This is a genomic window from Methylotenera mobilis 13, assembly GCF_000384255.1.
GTDB classification, from domain to species: Bacteria; Pseudomonadota; Gammaproteobacteria; order Burkholderiales; family Methylophilaceae; genus Methylotenera; species Methylotenera mobilis_B.
On the sequence record NZ_KB913035.1, the window covers coordinates 1,670,556 to 1,687,515 of the forward strand.

Genomic DNA, 16,960 nt, shown 5'->3' on the forward strand with positions numbered 1-16,960 from the left:
TCCCCTAAATTGATGCAGCTTGTTTTGATGCCTGACGTTCATAGTGACGACCGATTTTCACCGGGCGCACTTCTGTCCAGTACATCCAGATAAGCGATACCCAGACAATGCCGAACATGAGCATAAAGGCTGAAGAACGTACTCCGGTGAAATCCAGCAGTGCGCCGAACATGATAGGCATCAGAAAACCGCCCAAGCCTCCGGCAAGGCCTACCACACCTGAAATAACACCAATGTTATGCGGGTAATCATCTGAAATATATTTAAAGACTGAGGCTTTACCGATCGCAAAAGCAATACCCATGGTGAACATAATGACAGTGAACCAAGTCGCGTTCAGGCCAAGATGGAAAGCCTGTGGACCTTTGACTGTGACGATAGAAATCTGAGTTTGCGGATATGACAGGAAAAACAGGCACACCAGAGAAACCCAGAGCACCCACCATGTCACGGTATGTGCGCCGAACTTATCTGAGAAATGACCGCCTACCGCACGTAGCACGCCGCCCGGGATGCTGAACGCCGCTGCCATCAGCGCAGCTGTTTTAAGATCAAAACCGTACTCGCCAATGTAATATTTAGTCATCCACAAGGCCAGCGCAACATAGCCGCCGAACACGATTGAATAATATTGGCTGTACTTCCAGACTTTCGGGTCTTTCAAAACCACCAGTTGCTCGCGGACAGTGATGCTCTTGCCTGACTTATGCGCAGGATCTGAAAATGTGAAAAACCAGAATAGAATAGCCGTCACCAGCATCATTACCGCATACACTTGCGGTACCATGGCCCAGCCAAAACCTACTACTATGATAGGTGCAACCAGCTTGGTGACTGCCGCACCGGTATTGCCAGCGCCAAAAATCCCCATGGCCAGGCCTTGTCTGCTTTTTGGAAACCAACGCGCGCAATAAGCGATACCAACCGTGAACGATCCACCGGCAACACCAACAAATAAGCCTGTCACCAAGAACTGCCAGTACTCAGTACAAAAGGAAATCAGGTAAATAGGAATAACGGTAGAAAGCATCAGAATAAAAAATACGATGCGACCGCCGAATTTGTCGGTCCACATGCCAAGCGGCAGGCGAATTAGAGATCCGGTTAATACCGGAGTGGAGATCAGAACGCCGAACTGAGTTTCGCTCAACCCTAGCGTTTCTTTAATCGGAATACCGATGACCGCAAACATCATCCAGATCATGAAGCACACGGTAAAAGACAGCGTACTCGCAATTACTACCGACCATGCTTTATATTGTTGCGTCGCCATCAATCACTCCTCCACATTGATAATCATCATCAGTTTGTGCTGATGTATTACCTGAGTGAGTTTACGGATTGAATGGCAAAATGATTTGATTTACATCAATGTCTTAAATTCCAAAAGGATTAGAAACGTGAAGCAAAAGAACTAGTTCTTTTGGCTAATCGAGAAAGTTTATGGATGGTATTACCTGTGGCCTGATTTACAGCTTTAATCTACTAAACCATGCTCAACTGCATATACCGCAGCCTGGACCCGGCTTGATAAATTGAGCTTGCGAAGTATGCTCTGTACATGAATCTTAACTGTAGATTCCGCCATATTTAGTGCGCGCGCAATATCTTTATTACTGCCTCCGCGCGCTAACTTGATGATGACTTCACGCTCACGCGGGGAAAGCTCTACTGAAAAAGAAGTTGCATTTAAATTGTTATTTTGCGGTTTACGTATGGCATCAGCTACTCTGACTGCCATCTGTGGTGACATCACAGACTCTCCATTTGCGGCACGCCTTATTGAGTCTAATAGAAAATCCGTATCTATATTCTTCAACAAATAACCACAGGCTCCAGCGCGCATAGCATCTATTAGGTCTTCGGCATCTTCAGACACTGTCAGCATGACAATTTGTGCTTGTGGCGCTTCTTCCAGCAGTAACGGAATTGCTGCCAAACCACTAGTGCCGGGCATATGCAAATCCAGCAAAACAACATCCGGCTTGAGCGTTTTAGCGCGCTTCGCGCCATCTAAACCATCACCGGCCTCGCCTACAACTTCAAAACCTTCCAGACGTTCCAGTAATAACCTGATACCGCTGCGAAATAGCGTATGGTCATCAATAATCAAAACACGAATTACATTCATAGGGACGATCTCTATCCACAATTTTCCGAAAGTATAAGGCTAATGTGCGTTCCCCTACCCTTGTCGGATTCAAAGATTAATTCAGCACCAATTTTCTGCGCACGCTCACGCATAATACGCAAACCAACATGGTTATCTCCGGCATCGACTGTCACGTCAAAACCTACGCCATTATCATATATATCTATCACACACCGATCTCCACAATTTAATACTATCTTAATCTGACTGGCTTTCGCATGTTTACGCACATTAGAGAGTGACTCCTGCACAATATGCATAATCTGCAACACCTGCTCCGGCAATAAATCAGGCGCATTGCCATGTATGTCGAAACTCGCGTTAATACCGGTTTGTCCTTGAAACTTTTCCAAGGCGCTACTAATAGCCGTTTGCAGATCAGCGCTATTAATACGGGTACGAAAATGCAGCAGCAGTTCACGCACATCATCATAGCTTTCCTGCACGCCCTCACGAATCTGCGCTAAACCCTTTAATGCTTCTGCAATGCGATCCTTCTGCAAATCTTCCTGCAGCATCTGAATCTGGATATTGAGAAAGGCCAGGGACTGCGCGATGCTATCATGCAGCTCCTGTGCAAAAAGATTGCGCTCTTCCGATATTGCCATAGCTTTATCCAGTGCGGCCAGCTTTCGATTCTTGGCTTCGATGCTGCGCGTTTTCTCCTCCACTCGATGCTCAAGCGTGGCATACATATCACGCAACTCATCCGCCATACGATTAAACCCAACAGCCAACTCACCAAATTCATCTTGACTTGTTACAGGCACTCGTACATCAAAATCAGCTGCTGCCATTCTGCTAATACCATGCCGAAGCTGCCATATGGGGCGTACCACCATATGCGAAAAAAGATAGAGCAACGAAACTGTCCCGATCATCGCGAGAATAACTAAAGCGATCTGTATATAACGCAATAACGCAGCGGCATGGGCGTTATTATTCTCAACCATAATCACCAAATCATTAATTCCAGCTACATATTGCTCTAGTAATGGTCGAAAGCGCTTTAATTCCGCTTGCTGATTAGCTGCATCCGAAGTGCTAAGGACTCTTTCAATATGGGTCTTGATGTCGGCCTGCCAAGAATGAATTAAGTGGATCATTTGCGCATTAACATACTGATCCTTAGGTAAATATAATGGACGTTGAGGATTACCGTGTGCCAGCTCTTTTAAAGTCATTTCAAACAATGCCATTTCATGCCTGATATCACCTAGCAACTGTGCAGAGGGATTGTCTACTTGCTGTTGCAGCAGGTATGCAATGCGATATGAGCGCATACGCTCACTGCCGGCATCATTAATTGCCGCAGCGCCACCTTCTAAACGTAATGAAACCAGCAAGGTTGTGCCTATTGCAATTAATGCAACAAAAAAATAAAACAGCAGTAACCCAGTGATTTTTTGACGGATTTTTAACTGAGTAATGATAAATCAATCCTTATTAGATGGAATTTTCATAAAATTGCGTTACTGAGTACTAGCGTCCGCATTCTCTATTGGACTTAAATCGCTTAAATGAACATATCATAATGTTTATTTAAACAAAAACTCTTATCTTTGCAGCATTAATTTTAGGCTTTGCATTAAGTAACCAATCATCTATGTTTGATATTAATGCTCAAACAATTCCTATTTTGATGCAAGCTCTTTGGTTAAGGCCACTTCAATGCGCCTTCATTACGTGACACGTACTTGCTAATTTAAACATCGTAATGATGTTGATTCAAAAATGTAAACTTCACTCAATATATTTTACGGTTTTCCCACCCTAGCCTACTTCGCATATCGTTTTAAGCTTAGTTCATAAGGACTAAGTCTTAGTTAGTATTGTCTGGAATATTCATTAAGAGCAATGTGTTTGTTAAGTTTTTTTATGAAAAACTAACTCAATAACTTTTTGATTTTTAATTAATAATTCTTGGAGATACTAAATGAAAATAATTTCGTTTGGAAAGTTTGATGCCCCAAACTCTGCACCTATCACGACTGATTTGGGAGGTTGGAAACCAGTTGAAGGGAAGCCTACTATGAAAACTTGGATAGAGCATGCACCAGCTGATGGAAAGTTTCTTACAGGCTTCTGGGAAGCGACTCCGGGCACCTACCAAGTTACTTATAACGCAGATGAAATGGTACACATGTTCAAGGGTAAGGCTACCCTTACTAATGACAATGGTGAATCAAAAACTTATGTTGGTGGCGACAGTTTTCTTGTTGAAGCAGGATTTAAGGGCACTTGGAAAACTTTAGAAACTGTTCAAAAGATTTTTGCAATCAGAATAGGACAGGATGTTGCTACTCCATTTGGAAATTGAGCTACTTCGTAAAACAACTCATGGAAGCAAGCTATTTAGTGAGTCAGGCTTCTTTGTACTCCACCTAGTTTCAATAATTTAATATTGGAGATATATTATGGCAAGAGATCCAAAATTTGATATTTTATTTACCCCCGTTAAAATTGGCTCTAAAACTATTCGCAACCGTTTTTACCAGGTCCCTCATTGCAATGGCGCAGGTACAAACTCCCCTGGAATGAACATGGCTCATCGCGGCATTAAAGCTGAAGGTGGATGGGGAGCAGTTAACACGGAGCAGTGCTCTATTCACCCAGAGTGCGATGATACGTTAAGGATTACGGCTCGCATTTGGGATCAAGGCGATATGCGTAACCTTAGAGCAATGGTAGATCACGTTCATAGCCATGGCTCACTTGCTGGATGTGAGCTGTTTTATGGCGGCCCTCATGCCCCTGGTCTTGAATCAAGAACAATTTCAAGAGGGCCAAGCCAGTACAACTCAGACTTTGCCACGGTTCCCAATTGTCCAGGTTTTACATATAACCATGCCGCAGACAAAGACGAGCTTCACCGACTACAACAACAGTATGTTGATGCTGCACTTAGAGCTCGTGATACAGGCTTTGACCTAGTCAACGTTTATGGAGCACACGCGTATGGCCCTATGCAATGGCTCAACCCATACTACAACCGCCGTACTGATGAATATGGTGGAAGCTTTGCGAATCGCGCGCGATTCTGGGTAGAAACACTCGAGAAAATTCGTCGAGCATGTGGGGACGATATTGGCTTAGTAACGCGCTGTGCTGTTGATACACTATATGGTGGTAAAGGTGTAGAAATTGGTGAAGATGGTCTGAAATTTATTGAGTTAGCATCACCTTATTTAGATTTGTGGGATGTAAATATTGGTGATATTACAGAATGGGGTGAAGATGCAGGCCCTTCACGTTTCTACCAAATCGGTCATGAAAATGACTGGATCCGCCATATTAAACAAGCCACAAATAAACCAGTAGTAGGTGTTGGTAGATATTATGATCCAGAAAAAATGTTACAAGTTATTAATTCTGGAATCGTAGATATTATTGGAGCAGCAAGACCCTCAATTGCCGACCCATGGTTACCTCACAAGATTGATGAAGGGCGTATTGACGATATTCGCACTTGTATTGGCTGTAATGTATGTATCTCACGCTGGGAAATGGGTGGGGTGCCATTCATCTGTACTCAAAATGCTACAGCAGGTGAAGAATATCGACGTGGTTGGCATCCGGAGAAATTTGAACCAGCCAAATCTAATCATGATGTTTTAGTTATTGGTGCGGGGCCTTCTGGCTCAGAGTGTGCACGTGTCCTGATGGAACGAGGTTATACGGTTCACTTAGTCGATTCTAGAGAAAAGATCGGTGGATATGTCAATGAAGTAGCCACACTGCCTGGACTTGGTGAGTGGAGTTATCACCGTGATTACCGAGAAACTCAACTTAACAAATTAATCAAAAAGAACAAGCAATGTCAGCTTGCATTAGGCATTAAGCCAATGACCGCAGATGACATTTTAGCTTATGGTGCATCACGCGTTGTAATCGCCACAGGTGCCAAATGGAGCACTACAGGTGTCAATCATCGTACACACGAGCCAATTCCTGGTGCTGACGCCAGCCTTCCACATGTTTTAACTCCTGAACAAGTTTTTGAAGGTAAAAAGACTGTTGGAAAACGAGTGATGATTATCAATTACGATGCTTATTACATGGCGCCGAGTTTAGCTGAGAAATTTGCGCGCGCTGGCCATGATGTAACTGTTGCTACAGTGAGTCCATTAGGTGCTTATATGGACTTCACTTTAGAAGGAGCTAACATGCAACGCCTAATTCATGAGTTGGGAATTAAGGTGCTGGGGGAGACTGGATGTTCTAAAGTTGAGAATGGTCGAGTTGAACTATTTAATATCTGGGGCGAAGGTTATAAGCGCGAATATAAAGGTGCTGGTATATTGCCACGTAAAGAAAATAATTCACATGAGTGGCATGAATGCGATACGGTAATTTTAGTAACCTCCCGAGTTTCAGAAGATAAACTTTATCGTGAGCTAAAAGCGCGTAAAGATGAATGGGAAAAGAACGGAATCACAGATGTTTTTGTTATTGGTGATGCCGAAGCGCCTAGAATTATTGCAGACACTACTTTCGATGGCCATCGACTTGCACGTGAAATTGAAGATGCCGATCCTCAGCATCAGAAACCTTACAAGCGAGAACAACGTGCGTGGGGTACTGCATACAATCCTGACGAAAATCCAGATTTGGAATGGCGATTGTAAATAGGTTTTAAATTAACTAGGTTTTAAATTAACCTTAAAAAAGCAACGTGGTGGCGTAAACCCACCGCGTTGCTTTTATTTATTTGAAGTTTGTGAACTCAGTACCCGGTCTAGACCATACTTCACTACAAAAACAGCCGCCTGTAACCTACTTGTGAGTCGAAGTTTACGCAGAATGCCGTGAATATGAATCTTTACAGTTGATTCAGCCAATTCTAATTCTTTTGCAATCTCTTTATTACTTAAGCCACGGGCCAGGATAATAATAACATCACGCTCACGATCAGTAAGCTTATGCAACCTAAGTGAAGATGGGGAGTTTTTAGGCATGTTGCGTACAAAATTAAGATAACAGTCTAAACAGCCGGAAGTTGTGGAGGATTGATCTTCAGGTGTTTCCAACATGGCGTTAACTGATTCCTATTAGAAAATTTAAATTAACATTTAGAGTATATTAACTTAATAAAACATTTAGATTGAAAGTATGTATCTTCACATTCATTAACGGCTGAGCAAAGTATATTCATATACACTCAATATTTAATTGATATGTATCAATATGCTAAAAATATTAATCTTTCTCTAATATCAGTTGGTTATTTACTTTTTTGGCAGATACATCTTCCATTAACGATGAAGGTATTGTCTCAATTACATCTGCGATTTACAGCAGATTCAGAATTTCGATGTTTTGCTCCACTCTCTCAGCCTCTGCCATAAATGTACGCTCAATGCTCACTATCTCAGCTCAAGCTTCTTGAAAAAGACCTTTTGATTTCCTTGCTTCACTTATAGTCGTACCCAAAGCAGCAAGAGCAGAATTTACGCAAAATAATGGTAATTTCTTAGCCTTAGATGAATGCTAAAAGTTAATTTTTCATTCTTGAGCCAGATCAAGGTATATCAAGTAAATACATACTAAAGTTTTCAAATTGAAAACAGACTAGCCATGTCTTTGACGTTATATACACCAACATTGATTTACATAATTTCGTCATTTACTTCCCTCTAATCGTCGGTTATCAGAGTTGTTTAGCTGGTTAAACTAAAAGCGCAAGAAAAAAATTGGATCTTAAATGAAAGAGTATTTGCAGATTTCTCAAAGAAACAGCATACGCTGCATTCCAGTCTACGGTACAAGGTACTTAGTCGCAGATATGCTTTTTGCATGGAGTCATTCATGATTCTATCTAACAGAGTAAATACTTATGGCCAGTTTCTATTAAAACGCTATGGCCAACGTATCCATAAAGTGGCGCTTGATGCAGGTTTTACTTGTCCCAATCGTGATGGTACCAAAGGCACTGGAGGGTGTACGTTCTGTAATAATGTTTCGTTCAGTCCGGCTACTGGATCTCGTCTTGATGTCCCAGGTCAAATTGCCAAGGCAAGAACCGCAATAGCTAAACGTACGCGGGCTCGTCAGTTTATCGCTTATTTTCAGGCATACACTAACACTTATGCAGACATCGCGGAACTTGAAACTCTCTATCGCGAAGCTTTAGCGCAACCAGATGTGATTGGAATTTCAGTTGGCACCCGACCAGACTGTGTATCACCAGCGGTACTTGACCTGCTGGAGACTCTACGTGATGAAGGACTGGAAGTATGGCTGGAGCTTGGGCTGCAATCGGCGTTCGATGATACGCTGGCTAGGGTCAACCGTGGCCATACATTAGCAGAATATCGCGAGACTGCATTGGCAACGCGTGCCCGAGGCATTCCGCTATGCACTCATTTGATTATAGGTCTGCCAGGTGAAAATGAACGCCATTATCATTCTACGCTCGATACCGTTCTGGAAATCGGTGTGGATGGACTTAAGCTCCATCCCCTGCACGTGGTTAAGCGCACTATATTGGCTTATCAGTGGCGTCGTGGCGGTTATGAGCCACTTAATCAAGTTGACTATATACGCATCGCCGCGGATCTGATTGAGCGCACCCCCCAACACATCATTTTTCACCGTGTGACTGCAACAGCATCGAAAGATATTTTACTAGCACCTGAATGGTGTTCACAGAAATGGAACATATTAAATGGTATTGAGAAAGAGTTGCGCCAACGCGGTACACGTCAGAGTAGTCGCGCTGGCGTACATCACATAATAAAGGATATGAAATATGTCTCTTGAACTAGTTTGCCCAGCAGGTAATCTGCCAGCACTCAAGGCGGCTGTGGATAACGGGGCCGACTGTGTTTATATGGGCTTTCGTAACAGCACCAACGCACGTGCCTTTGCCGGTTTGAATTTCGATAACGAAACCGCCAAACAAGGGATTCGCTACGCTCATGAACGTAGCAGCAAAGTACTACTGGCACTTAATACCTATCCGCAAACTGCACAATCTCATATGTGGAAGCAGGCGGTGGATGATGCGGCTGAACTAGGCATCGATGCATTGATTTTGGCTGATCTTGGCTTGATGCGCTATGCCAGCCGCACTTATCCTAATTTGCGGCTGCATCTCTCAGTACAAGGCTCTGCGACTAATTACGAGGCGATCAATTTCTACTACGAGCACTTTGGCATTCAACGCGCTGTACTTCCACGCGTGCTATCGCTGGCACAGGTCGAGAACGTCGTAAAAAACACGTCGGTTGAAATTGAGTTGTTCGGCTTCGGCGGATTATGCGTGATGGTGGAGGGTCGCTGCATACTATCGTCCTATGCCACTGGCGAATCTCCTAACACTGCAGGCGTATGCTCTCCGGCTAAAGCAGTACGCTGGCAACAGACGCCAAATGGACTGGAATCACGCTTGAATGGCGTGTTACTGGATCAATACAGTGCTAACGAGAATGCAGGCTATCCAACCTTGTGCAAAGGTCGTTTCGAAGTTGAAGATGAAACATATTACGCTTTGGAAGAACCAACCAGCCTCAACACACTGGAATTGATTCCAGACATGTTGCGCATGGGAATCAGCGCCATCAAGATTGAAGGTCGTCAGCGTAGCCCAGTCTATGTTGAACAAGTGACGCGTGTATGGCGAGCAGCTATTGATGCAGCGAAACAAGATGCAGCGCATTATGTAGCTAAAGAAGACTGGATGACACAGCTCGGCAAACTTTCGGAGGGGCAGCAGCATACGCTTGGCGCCTATTATCGTCCATGGAAATAATATTATGAAAATCTCACTGGGGCCTATTCTTTATTACTGGGCTCGTCAAAACGTGCTGGATTTCTACGAGCAGGTTATCAGTTGGCCAGTAGATATTGTCTATTTAGGCGAGGTGGTTTGTTCACGTCGCCATGAGATGCGCTTCGATGACTGGTTAGACGTGGCCAGTAAATTGTCTGCCGCTGGTAAAGAAGTGATCTTGTCCACGCAGGCACTGCTAGAGTCTGAATCCGACCTTAAAATGTTACGTCGCCTTACTGGTAATGGCCAGTTCTGCATAGAAGCTAACGATATAGGGGCTATTCGCCTAGCCACAGGTAAGCCCTTTGTCGTTGGAACTCACATTAACACTTACAACGGTGAGACGCTCGCAATACTTGCAGAGCAAGGGGCAACCCGCTGGGTCATGCCAGTAGAACTGTCGCGTTATATGCTGACTGAGCTACTAGTGAAAAAACCTCAAGGTATGGAGACTGAGGTATTTGCTTATGGTCGTTTGCCATTGGCTTTTTCTTCACGTTGCTTTACTGCCAGGCGCCATAATCTGCCTAAAGATGATTGTCATTTTAAGTGTCTGGAGCATCCTTGCGGCATGACACTTAAAACGCGTGAGGGGCAATCTTTTCTAGCATTAAATGGAACGCAGACTCAATCTGCCAGCATTCATAATTTGATCAGCGAGATCGACGACATGCGTCAATTGGGTGTCGACGTTGTGCGTATCAGCCCGCAACCGGAGCATACTGGTGAAGTAGTCGCAGCATTCAGGGCTGCGATTGATAATGTAGTGAGCAGCAGCGAAGCGCAGACTGCGCTTGCACCACTCCTGTTTGATGATCCATGTGATGGGTATTGGCATGGACGATCTGGTATTGAACAATCAATTAAGATGCTGTCATGAGCCAAAAAACCTACACATTCCCATCTCAGCTAGGTAGATTAATTGAACATCTGCCAACATGGCCTTCATCTTTTACCTTTGCCTGTGTGCTTGATCTGGCGCTAGGTCAAGTTATCCGTCGAGGTGACCTGCAAGCACTGTATGGAAAACGGATTGCCATACACGTTACAGATGCCGGGTTACGTTTGCATTTCACTGTGCTGAGCAGTGGCTTTTCAGCCGCTAAGGGCAATATAGTGCCAGACCTCATAATTAGTGCTAGTGCCTATGATTTTTATCAGCTGGCTATGCGCAAGGAGGATCCTGACACCCTGTTTTTTAATCGAAGACTGGTGGTGGAAGGCGATACAGAACTGGGATTGATCGCTAAGAATACGCTGGATGCCATTGAGTATCCCTTACTCAAGCTGGAATGCGTATCCCCATTACACTTGTTGAAAACGATGAAAAAAAGACTGTGGATATGATCGCTACCATGCACTTTAGTTTTGACCTACTTAGATGAAAGGAGCTATTCGTATGAGCAAAAAAAATGTAAATTTGCCTATAGTATATTCCTGTTCCGGCTGCTCCAGTGTGGCGCAAATGGCAAATTATATTGCGTTAGAACTCGATAAACTGGGTTTAGCAGAAATGTCCTGCATTGCAGGAGTAGGTGGAAACGTGCCTCACTTGGTGAAAATTGCACATTCTGGCCGTCCTATTATTGCACTTGACGGTTGCCCCCTCGCTTGCACTAAAGCTTGTCTGGCTCAACATGACATAGAACCGGATAGCTATCATCTGCTAAACCAGTATGGTGTGAAAAAAATCTACCATACGGGCTTCGATTCCGATATGGCGCAAGCTGTACTTGAGCTTGTAATTGCAAAAATGGATGAAGAATTGCCTTCTCTACCCTCTACCCCATGCTCACTAAACCCAAACGACTGATCGTTGCCATTACAGGCGCCTCTGGGGCTACTTATGGCGTACGTCTGCTGCAAGTACTCAGCAATATACCTGAGATTGAAACACATCTGGTGGTGTCAGAATCCGGGCTACTTAATATACAGCACGAACTTGATATGAGTCTCACGCAGCTTGAAGCATTGGTAGAAGTGACGCATCATATCAACAATATTGGTGCAACTATTGCCAGCGGCTCATTTCAGACTGATGGTATGGTGGTGGCGCCGTGCTCAATGAGAACATTAGCTGCAGTGGCGCATGGCTTATCGGATAATTTAATTACGCGGGCTGCCGATGTCATACTCAAGGAGCGTCGCCGACTGATTTTAATGGTTCGTGAAACCCCCTTCAATCTTGCTCATTTACGCAACATGACCAGTGTCACCGAAATGGGTGGCATCATCTACCCGCCGTTGCCCTGCTTTTACCATCGTCCACAAACTATAATCGACATAATTGACCAAACTGTCAGCCGAGTTATCGATTTGCTGGGCGTACCGCATACGCTGGCACCTCGCTGGGAAGGTCTAACTGCAGCCACCCCTAACAACTTGGAGTAGCTGATTTGGCCTACCGTGATTTGCGTGATTTCATAATCCAACTGGAACAAATGGGTGAGCTTAAGCGTATTAAATCACCAGTCTCAACATATTTAGAGATGACTGAGCTGTGTGACCGCACCCTGCGTGCTGGCGGCCCTGCTCTGTTGTTTGAAAACCCAGTAGGCCACAGCATACCCGTGCTTGCTAACCTTTTTGGTACTCCGCGACGCGTTGCGCTAGGCATGGGTGCTGCGGATGTAAGCGAGCTACGCAACTATGGTCATGTGTTGGCCATGCTGAAAGACCCTGAGCCGCCTAACGGGTTCAGGGATATGCTAGGTCTGCGCTCGCAGGTCAAATCATTATGGAACATGAGCCCCAAGGTATTACGCTCTGCACCGTGTCAGGATATCGTGTGGGAAGGCAATGATGTCGATTTGGCAAGACTGCCAATTCAGCATTGCTGGCCGGGAGATATTTCACCTCTGATCACCTGGGGACTGGTAATCACAAAAGGGCCAAATAAAGAGCGTCAGAATCTTGGAGTCTATCGCCAGCAAGTGCTGAAGCGTAATAAAGTGATCATGCGATGGTTAGCTCAGCGTGGCGGTGCCCTCGATTTTCGTGATCATTGTGAGCGCAACCGAGGCCGTCCCTATCCGGTGGCTGTTGCTTTGGGCGCTGATCCTGCAACCATACTTGGAGCAGTTACACCAGTTCCCGATAGCCTTTCTGAATATCAATTTGCTGGCTTATTGCGTGGAAGCCGCACTGAACTGATCAAGGCTATAGGTAGCGACTTGCTTGTTCCCGCTTCAGCCGAAATTGTACTTGAAGGGCATATCTACCCAGATGAATCACACGCAACTGGTTATGAGCATTCGCTAGAGGGACCATTTGGTGACCATACTGGTTATTACAACGAACAAGACTGGTTTCCAGTTTTTACTATTGATCGCATTACTATGCGACATAACCCGATTTACCACTCTACCTATACTGGGAAACCGCCTGACGAGCCTGCCATTTTGGGATTAGCCCTTAATGAATTATTCGTTCCGTTACTACAAAAACAGTTTCCAGAAATCACCGACTTTTATCTGCCTCCTGAGGCTTGCAGCTACCGTATGGCGGTGGTGCAGATTAAAAAATCTTACCCTGGTCATGCTAAACCTGTCATGTTTGGCATCTGGAGCTTTCTACGCCAGTTCACGTACACTAAATTCATCGTAGTAGTGGACGATGATGTGAATATCCGAAACTGGCAGGAGGTGATTTGGGCTATCACGACTCGTGTTGATCCTATACGTGACACCTTGCTGGTAAATAACACCCCGATTGACTATCTTGATTTTGCTTCGCCAGTGAGTGGTCTCGGCAGTAAAATGGGCATAGATGCAACCAATAAATGGCCAGGCGAAACAAGCCGTGAGTGGGGTAGCCCAATTACTATGCCCGCCGAAGTGAAAACTAAAGTTGACGAGATCTGGAAATCACTCGGGCTTTGATCATTCTTAATACATAACTTGTATATTTTAAGAATACTTTAAGTTGTTTTAGTAAAAATTATCAGTAAATGTAAGTACTATTTAAAAGGATAAATTGAATATGCTGACTGCAGCTTTTTTATGGAGAGGCATTAACTTATTAAGCGCTCTATGTCTGATATTGGTTACCACACCTGCCTATGCGGATGAACACCAACACCTACATCAAAGTCAATCAAACGCAGAGTCATCTATGCACGTTTTGAAACCAGGTGAAAAATGGAAAACCGATGAAGTAGTGAAGCTAGGAATGGACAATATTCGCCAAGCCATTTCTGTTAGGCAAGATGATATTATTAAGGGACGCCTTAGCGCTCATGACTATCACCGAATAGCAATTGTGATAGAGAGAAATGCTGCTGAGATTGTGAGAAATTGCAAATTAGCTAAAGATGCAGATCGCGCGTTTCATAGGGTTGTCTTGGTCGACTTGCTAGATGGTGTGACGCTAATGCGAACATCTAAGAACATTCAAGCGCAACGAGTTGGAGCACTAGGCGTGTTGCAGTCTTTACGCAATTACGGTAAGTATTTTCAGCACGATGGATGGAGTTTAGATGCTGTTAAATCTGATTGACAACTCCAAAATTTGACAGGTAAGCATTAATTCGCCTTGGCAATAAAGGCCCTGCCTCTACGAGTCCACTATAAATCTGCACAAGTGAGACACCAGTTGATAAGCGGTCAACAACATCCTGCGGGGTACGAACTCCTCCCACTGAAATAACTGGCATGCTGTCACGCATCTTATTTAACACGCGTTGCAAATTGGCAAGCACTTCTTTTTTATCATGGATATGCTCATCACCACTCAGAATCAATCCATTAAATGCATAATCACGCACACAGGATAATAGATTATTTGTATCTCCACGATTCTGATCAATTTTTACAACAACAGGACAAACCCGACCACTCTCAGCCGCCATCAGTACTTGCTTATCCTTGGCCGCTGCCAGTAAGGTCAACAATGTGGCACGAAACTCTGGTTGATGAAGATCGGGTCCGGCTCGTACACCTAAATTAAGAGTTATGTAGTCAGCAAATTCCCAGAGTTTTTCCATGCATATCATATAATCGTTGACCATCTTTTCAGGATGGGTTGTGCGGTTCATGCTGATGCTCACCCCAAGTGGAATTGAATGCGGTCTGATATTTTTAGATAAATGGGAAACTACCCTATCGAGTCCCAGGCTACGCTGCTGCTCTGGCAGCGGAATAACCGAACCAATTTCTGCAAAACCAAAACCAAGCGGTGCTAAGCAGCTAAAGAGCGTGCCATGTTTATCAAATCCCGCTGCCAGCCCAAGTGGACCTGGGAAAGATAATCCCATGACATTTCGCCGCAAGGTTTGCGGCGTTTCTACTCTTGAGGAGATCGCGGTTAGCCAAATTGAATGTGCAGCCAGTTTGCGAGCGTTTGGCATACCCAATTTAGATGCGACTGAAAATAGACACTTATACATGATGCCAATGCATATCTGCAAAATGCTGCATAAAGCTGATGAGTGCTATTACACCAGCGTTTGGCATTGCATTATAGATGCTGGCGCGAATGCCACCAGCCATGGGATGACCCTTCAGATTCAACAATCCTTCTTCAGCGGCTAAGGACAGAAACAATGGCGTGAGCGCATCATTAGCGAGCGTAAAGCAAACATTCATACATGATCGGTGGGCTGGTTGCACTGAACATTGATAAAAACCTTTGCTGGCATCAATGACTTGATACAATTGCGCGCTTCGCTGCGCACTGTTTTTCGCCATAGCCACGACACCACCCATGTCGGTAATCCAGCGTAGTACCAATCCAGTTAAATAGATAGAAAAGGTCAACGGCGTATTAAGCATAGAACCTGCTTCAGCCTGATTCTTATAATTGAATACCGCTGGCGTTGCTGGATGGGCCCGCCCCAGCAGGTCATCGCGCACAATGACAATGGTAAGACCAGTTGGACCGATGTTTTTTTGCGCTCCTGCGTAAATTACACCATAGCGCTGCACACCAATCGGCCGGCTGAGAAAGTCAGATGTCATATCTGCCACTAGTGGCAAATCACCGGTATCCGGAATGTCAAAGAATTGCACGCCGTTGGCGGTTTCATTGCTGGTAATGTGGCAATAGGCTGCGCTCGAGTCGAGGTGCCATGCTTCGGGCATTCGGTCGAATCCGGTGGCACAACTACTGGCTGCAACATTGACATTACAGTAGCGTCTGGCTTCGCGCATAGTTTTGCATGACCAGTAGCCAGTCTCCACATAATCAGCTCGCCCTGCCCTACCCAATAAATTGAGTGGTACCAGCGAGAATTGTGCCGACGCACCGCCATGCATAAATAAAATATGATAATTGTCTGGAATATTTAGCAGTAATCGAAGATTGTCGCGCACATGATTATGTATTTTCTTGTAAGCATCACCGGTAAAAGGCGTCTCTAACATAGAAAAACCACTGCCGTTCCAGTTCAAAAACTCCTGCTGCGCTTGCGCCAGCACAGTAACTGGCATAACGGCTGGGCCCGCAGAGAAATTAAAAAACTCAGGCAAACAGCGCTACTCCATGCTGGCTGGCTGCCATGAAAAACAACAATGGGATGGAGAGCATGGTATTGGTACGAGAAGAAAGAAATGTAATTCGAGCACAACGCACACGCTCGTCCAGCGGTGCATAAATGAAACCAAGCACTTTCTTCTGGTTTGGCCATAATATAAACCATAGGTTAGCCAGCATCAGCGTGCCTAGCCAAAACCCCATGCCGATAACGGCAAGATAGCCTTTCATCGTTATTGCATCAATCAGCAGTCCACGTTGCCACAACATACCAACACCAGCCAACCAAGTTACGATAGCCGCGTATCTGAAAGTACCGTGTTCACGTCCGAGCAAAGCCATGTAAACTGAGCTTTGCTCGTCGCCCAAATCTTCTTTCCCAGGTGGTCGGAAGTTTGGTCGCTGAATCACGCTGGCATAGTTATGCCCAACCCAAATTATGCCGGCAAAAAGATGTATCCAGCGAAGTAAAAAGTCTACAATCTGATCCATCGTGCATCAACCTCCCAACACTAACCAGCGGACGATGAGGAATAATCCCAGTGTTAGCAACAGACCGAGCG

General features: G+C 44.8%; 17 protein-coding genes. 10 read left to right on the forward strand and 7 right to left on the reverse strand.

Going from position 1 to position 16,960, the window contains the following annotated elements; genetic code table 11:
• Positions 1 to 4: 4 nt before the first annotated feature.
• From A391_RS0107965 to A391_RS0107975, 3 genes are all read right to left on the reverse strand, one after another.
• Positions 5 to 1,273 carry an MFS transporter gene (locus A391_RS0107965; RefSeq protein WP_019898584.1) on the reverse strand — a complete coding sequence of 423 codons (1,269 nt, stop codon included), beginning with the start codon at positions 1,271 to 1,273 and terminating at the stop codon, positions 5 to 7.
• 204 nt (positions 1,274 to 1,477) lie between these two features.
• On the reverse strand, positions 1,478 to 2,131 hold the full coding sequence (locus tag A391_RS0107970; protein WP_019898586.1) for a response regulator: 654 nt from the start codon (positions 2,129 to 2,131) through the stop codon (positions 1,478 to 1,480).
• Positions 2,132 to 2,142: 11 nt separating this feature from the next.
• Entirely contained in the window at positions 2,143 to 3,498 is a 1,356-nt protein-coding gene (locus tag A391_RS0107975) for a type IV pili methyl-accepting chemotaxis transducer N-terminal domain-containing protein (protein ID WP_019898588.1), read from the reverse strand.
• Positions 3,499 to 4,088: 590 nt separating this feature from the next.
• Between A391_RS0107975 and A391_RS0107980 the strand changes: the two genes are divergently transcribed.
• The gene (locus tag A391_RS0107980; protein WP_019898589.1) at positions 4,089 to 4,472 is read left to right on the forward strand and encodes a cupin domain-containing protein; all 384 of its coding nucleotides are present in this window, start codon (positions 4,089 to 4,091) and stop codon (positions 4,470 to 4,472) included.
• A gap of 97 nt (positions 4,473 to 4,569) precedes the next feature.
• Positions 4,570 to 6,780, forward strand: coding sequence for an FAD-dependent oxidoreductase (locus tag A391_RS0107985; protein ID WP_019898590.1), 2,211 nt, complete (start codon positions 4,570 to 4,572; stop codon positions 6,778 to 6,780).
• 75 nt (positions 6,781 to 6,855) lie between these two features.
• Here the strand turns inward: A391_RS0107985 and A391_RS0107990 are convergent, their stop codons facing one another.
• Entirely contained in the window at positions 6,856 to 7,185 is a 330-nt protein-coding gene (locus A391_RS0107990) for a response regulator transcription factor (RefSeq protein WP_019898593.1), read from the reverse strand.
• 775 nt (positions 7,186 to 7,960) lie between these two features.
• Here A391_RS0107990 and A391_RS0107995 point away from each other — a divergent pair.
• From A391_RS0107995 to A391_RS0108030, 8 genes are all read left to right on the forward strand, one after another.
• Positions 7,961 to 8,914 carry a TIGR01212 family radical SAM protein gene (locus tag A391_RS0107995; protein ID WP_019898594.1) on the forward strand — a complete coding sequence of 318 codons (954 nt, stop codon included), beginning with the start codon at positions 7,961 to 7,963 and terminating at the stop codon, positions 8,912 to 8,914.
• Positions 8,904 to 9,905, forward strand: a complete 1,002-nt coding sequence (gene ubiU, locus A391_RS0108000) for a ubiquinone anaerobic biosynthesis protein UbiU (RefSeq protein WP_019898596.1) — start codon at positions 8,904 to 8,906, stop codon at positions 9,903 to 9,905. The genes A391_RS0107995 and ubiU overlap by 11 nt, the downstream gene beginning before the upstream one ends.
• 4 nt (positions 9,906 to 9,909) lie before the next feature.
• Positions 9,910 to 10,806: a ubiquinone anaerobic biosynthesis protein UbiV gene (gene ubiV, locus A391_RS0108005; protein WP_019898598.1), complete on the forward strand. Its 897-nt coding sequence runs from the start codon at positions 9,910 to 9,912 to the stop codon at positions 10,804 to 10,806.
• Positions 10,803 to 11,273 carry a ubiquinone anaerobic biosynthesis accessory factor UbiT gene (gene ubiT, locus A391_RS0108010; RefSeq protein ID WP_019898599.1) on the forward strand — a complete coding sequence of 157 codons (471 nt, stop codon included), beginning with the start codon at positions 10,803 to 10,805 and terminating at the stop codon, positions 11,271 to 11,273. Before ubiV ends, ubiT begins: the two co-directional genes overlap by 4 nt.
• A gap of 52 nt (positions 11,274 to 11,325) precedes the next feature.
• Positions 11,326 to 11,739: a putative zinc-binding protein gene (locus A391_RS0108015; RefSeq protein ID WP_019898600.1), complete on the forward strand. Its 414-nt coding sequence runs from the start codon at positions 11,326 to 11,328 to the stop codon at positions 11,737 to 11,739.
• Complete coding sequence (locus tag A391_RS0108020; protein WP_019898601.1) at positions 11,715 to 12,317, forward strand: UbiX family flavin prenyltransferase; 603 nt, start codon at positions 11,715 to 11,717, stop codon at positions 12,315 to 12,317. Before A391_RS0108015 ends, A391_RS0108020 begins: the two co-directional genes overlap by 25 nt.
• A gap of 5 nt (positions 12,318 to 12,322) precedes the next feature.
• Positions 12,323 to 13,807, forward strand: coding sequence for a 4-hydroxy-3-polyprenylbenzoate decarboxylase (gene ubiD, locus A391_RS0108025; protein WP_019898602.1), 1,485 nt, complete (start codon positions 12,323 to 12,325; stop codon positions 13,805 to 13,807).
• 100 nt (positions 13,808 to 13,907) lie between these two features.
• Positions 13,908 to 14,423 (forward strand): hypothetical protein, encoded by a 516-nt coding sequence (locus A391_RS0108030; RefSeq protein WP_019898603.1) that lies wholly within the window; start codon positions 13,908 to 13,910, stop codon positions 14,421 to 14,423.
• On the opposite strand, the gene A391_RS0108035 is transcribed toward A391_RS0108030, so the two are convergent.
• From A391_RS0108035 to A391_RS0108045, 3 genes are read right to left on the reverse strand one after another with little or no spacing between them, the layout of a single operon-like run.
• Positions 14,410 to 15,273: a hypothetical protein gene (locus A391_RS0108035; protein ID WP_198291932.1), complete on the reverse strand. Its 864-nt coding sequence runs from the start codon at positions 15,271 to 15,273 to the stop codon at positions 14,410 to 14,412. The two genes, A391_RS0108030 and A391_RS0108035, sit on opposite strands and share 14 nt — an antisense overlap.
• 31 nt (positions 15,274 to 15,304) lie before the next feature.
• Positions 15,305 to 16,393: a 3-phosphoserine/phosphohydroxythreonine transaminase gene (serC, locus tag A391_RS0108040; protein ID WP_019898606.1), complete on the reverse strand. Its 1,089-nt coding sequence runs from the start codon at positions 16,391 to 16,393 to the stop codon at positions 15,305 to 15,307.
• Positions 16,386 to 16,889, reverse strand: a complete 504-nt coding sequence (locus A391_RS0108045) for a urate hydroxylase PuuD (RefSeq protein ID WP_019898607.1) — start codon at positions 16,887 to 16,889, stop codon at positions 16,386 to 16,388. Before A391_RS0108045 ends, serC begins: the two co-directional genes overlap by 8 nt.
• Positions 16,890 to 16,960: the final 71 nt, after the last annotated feature.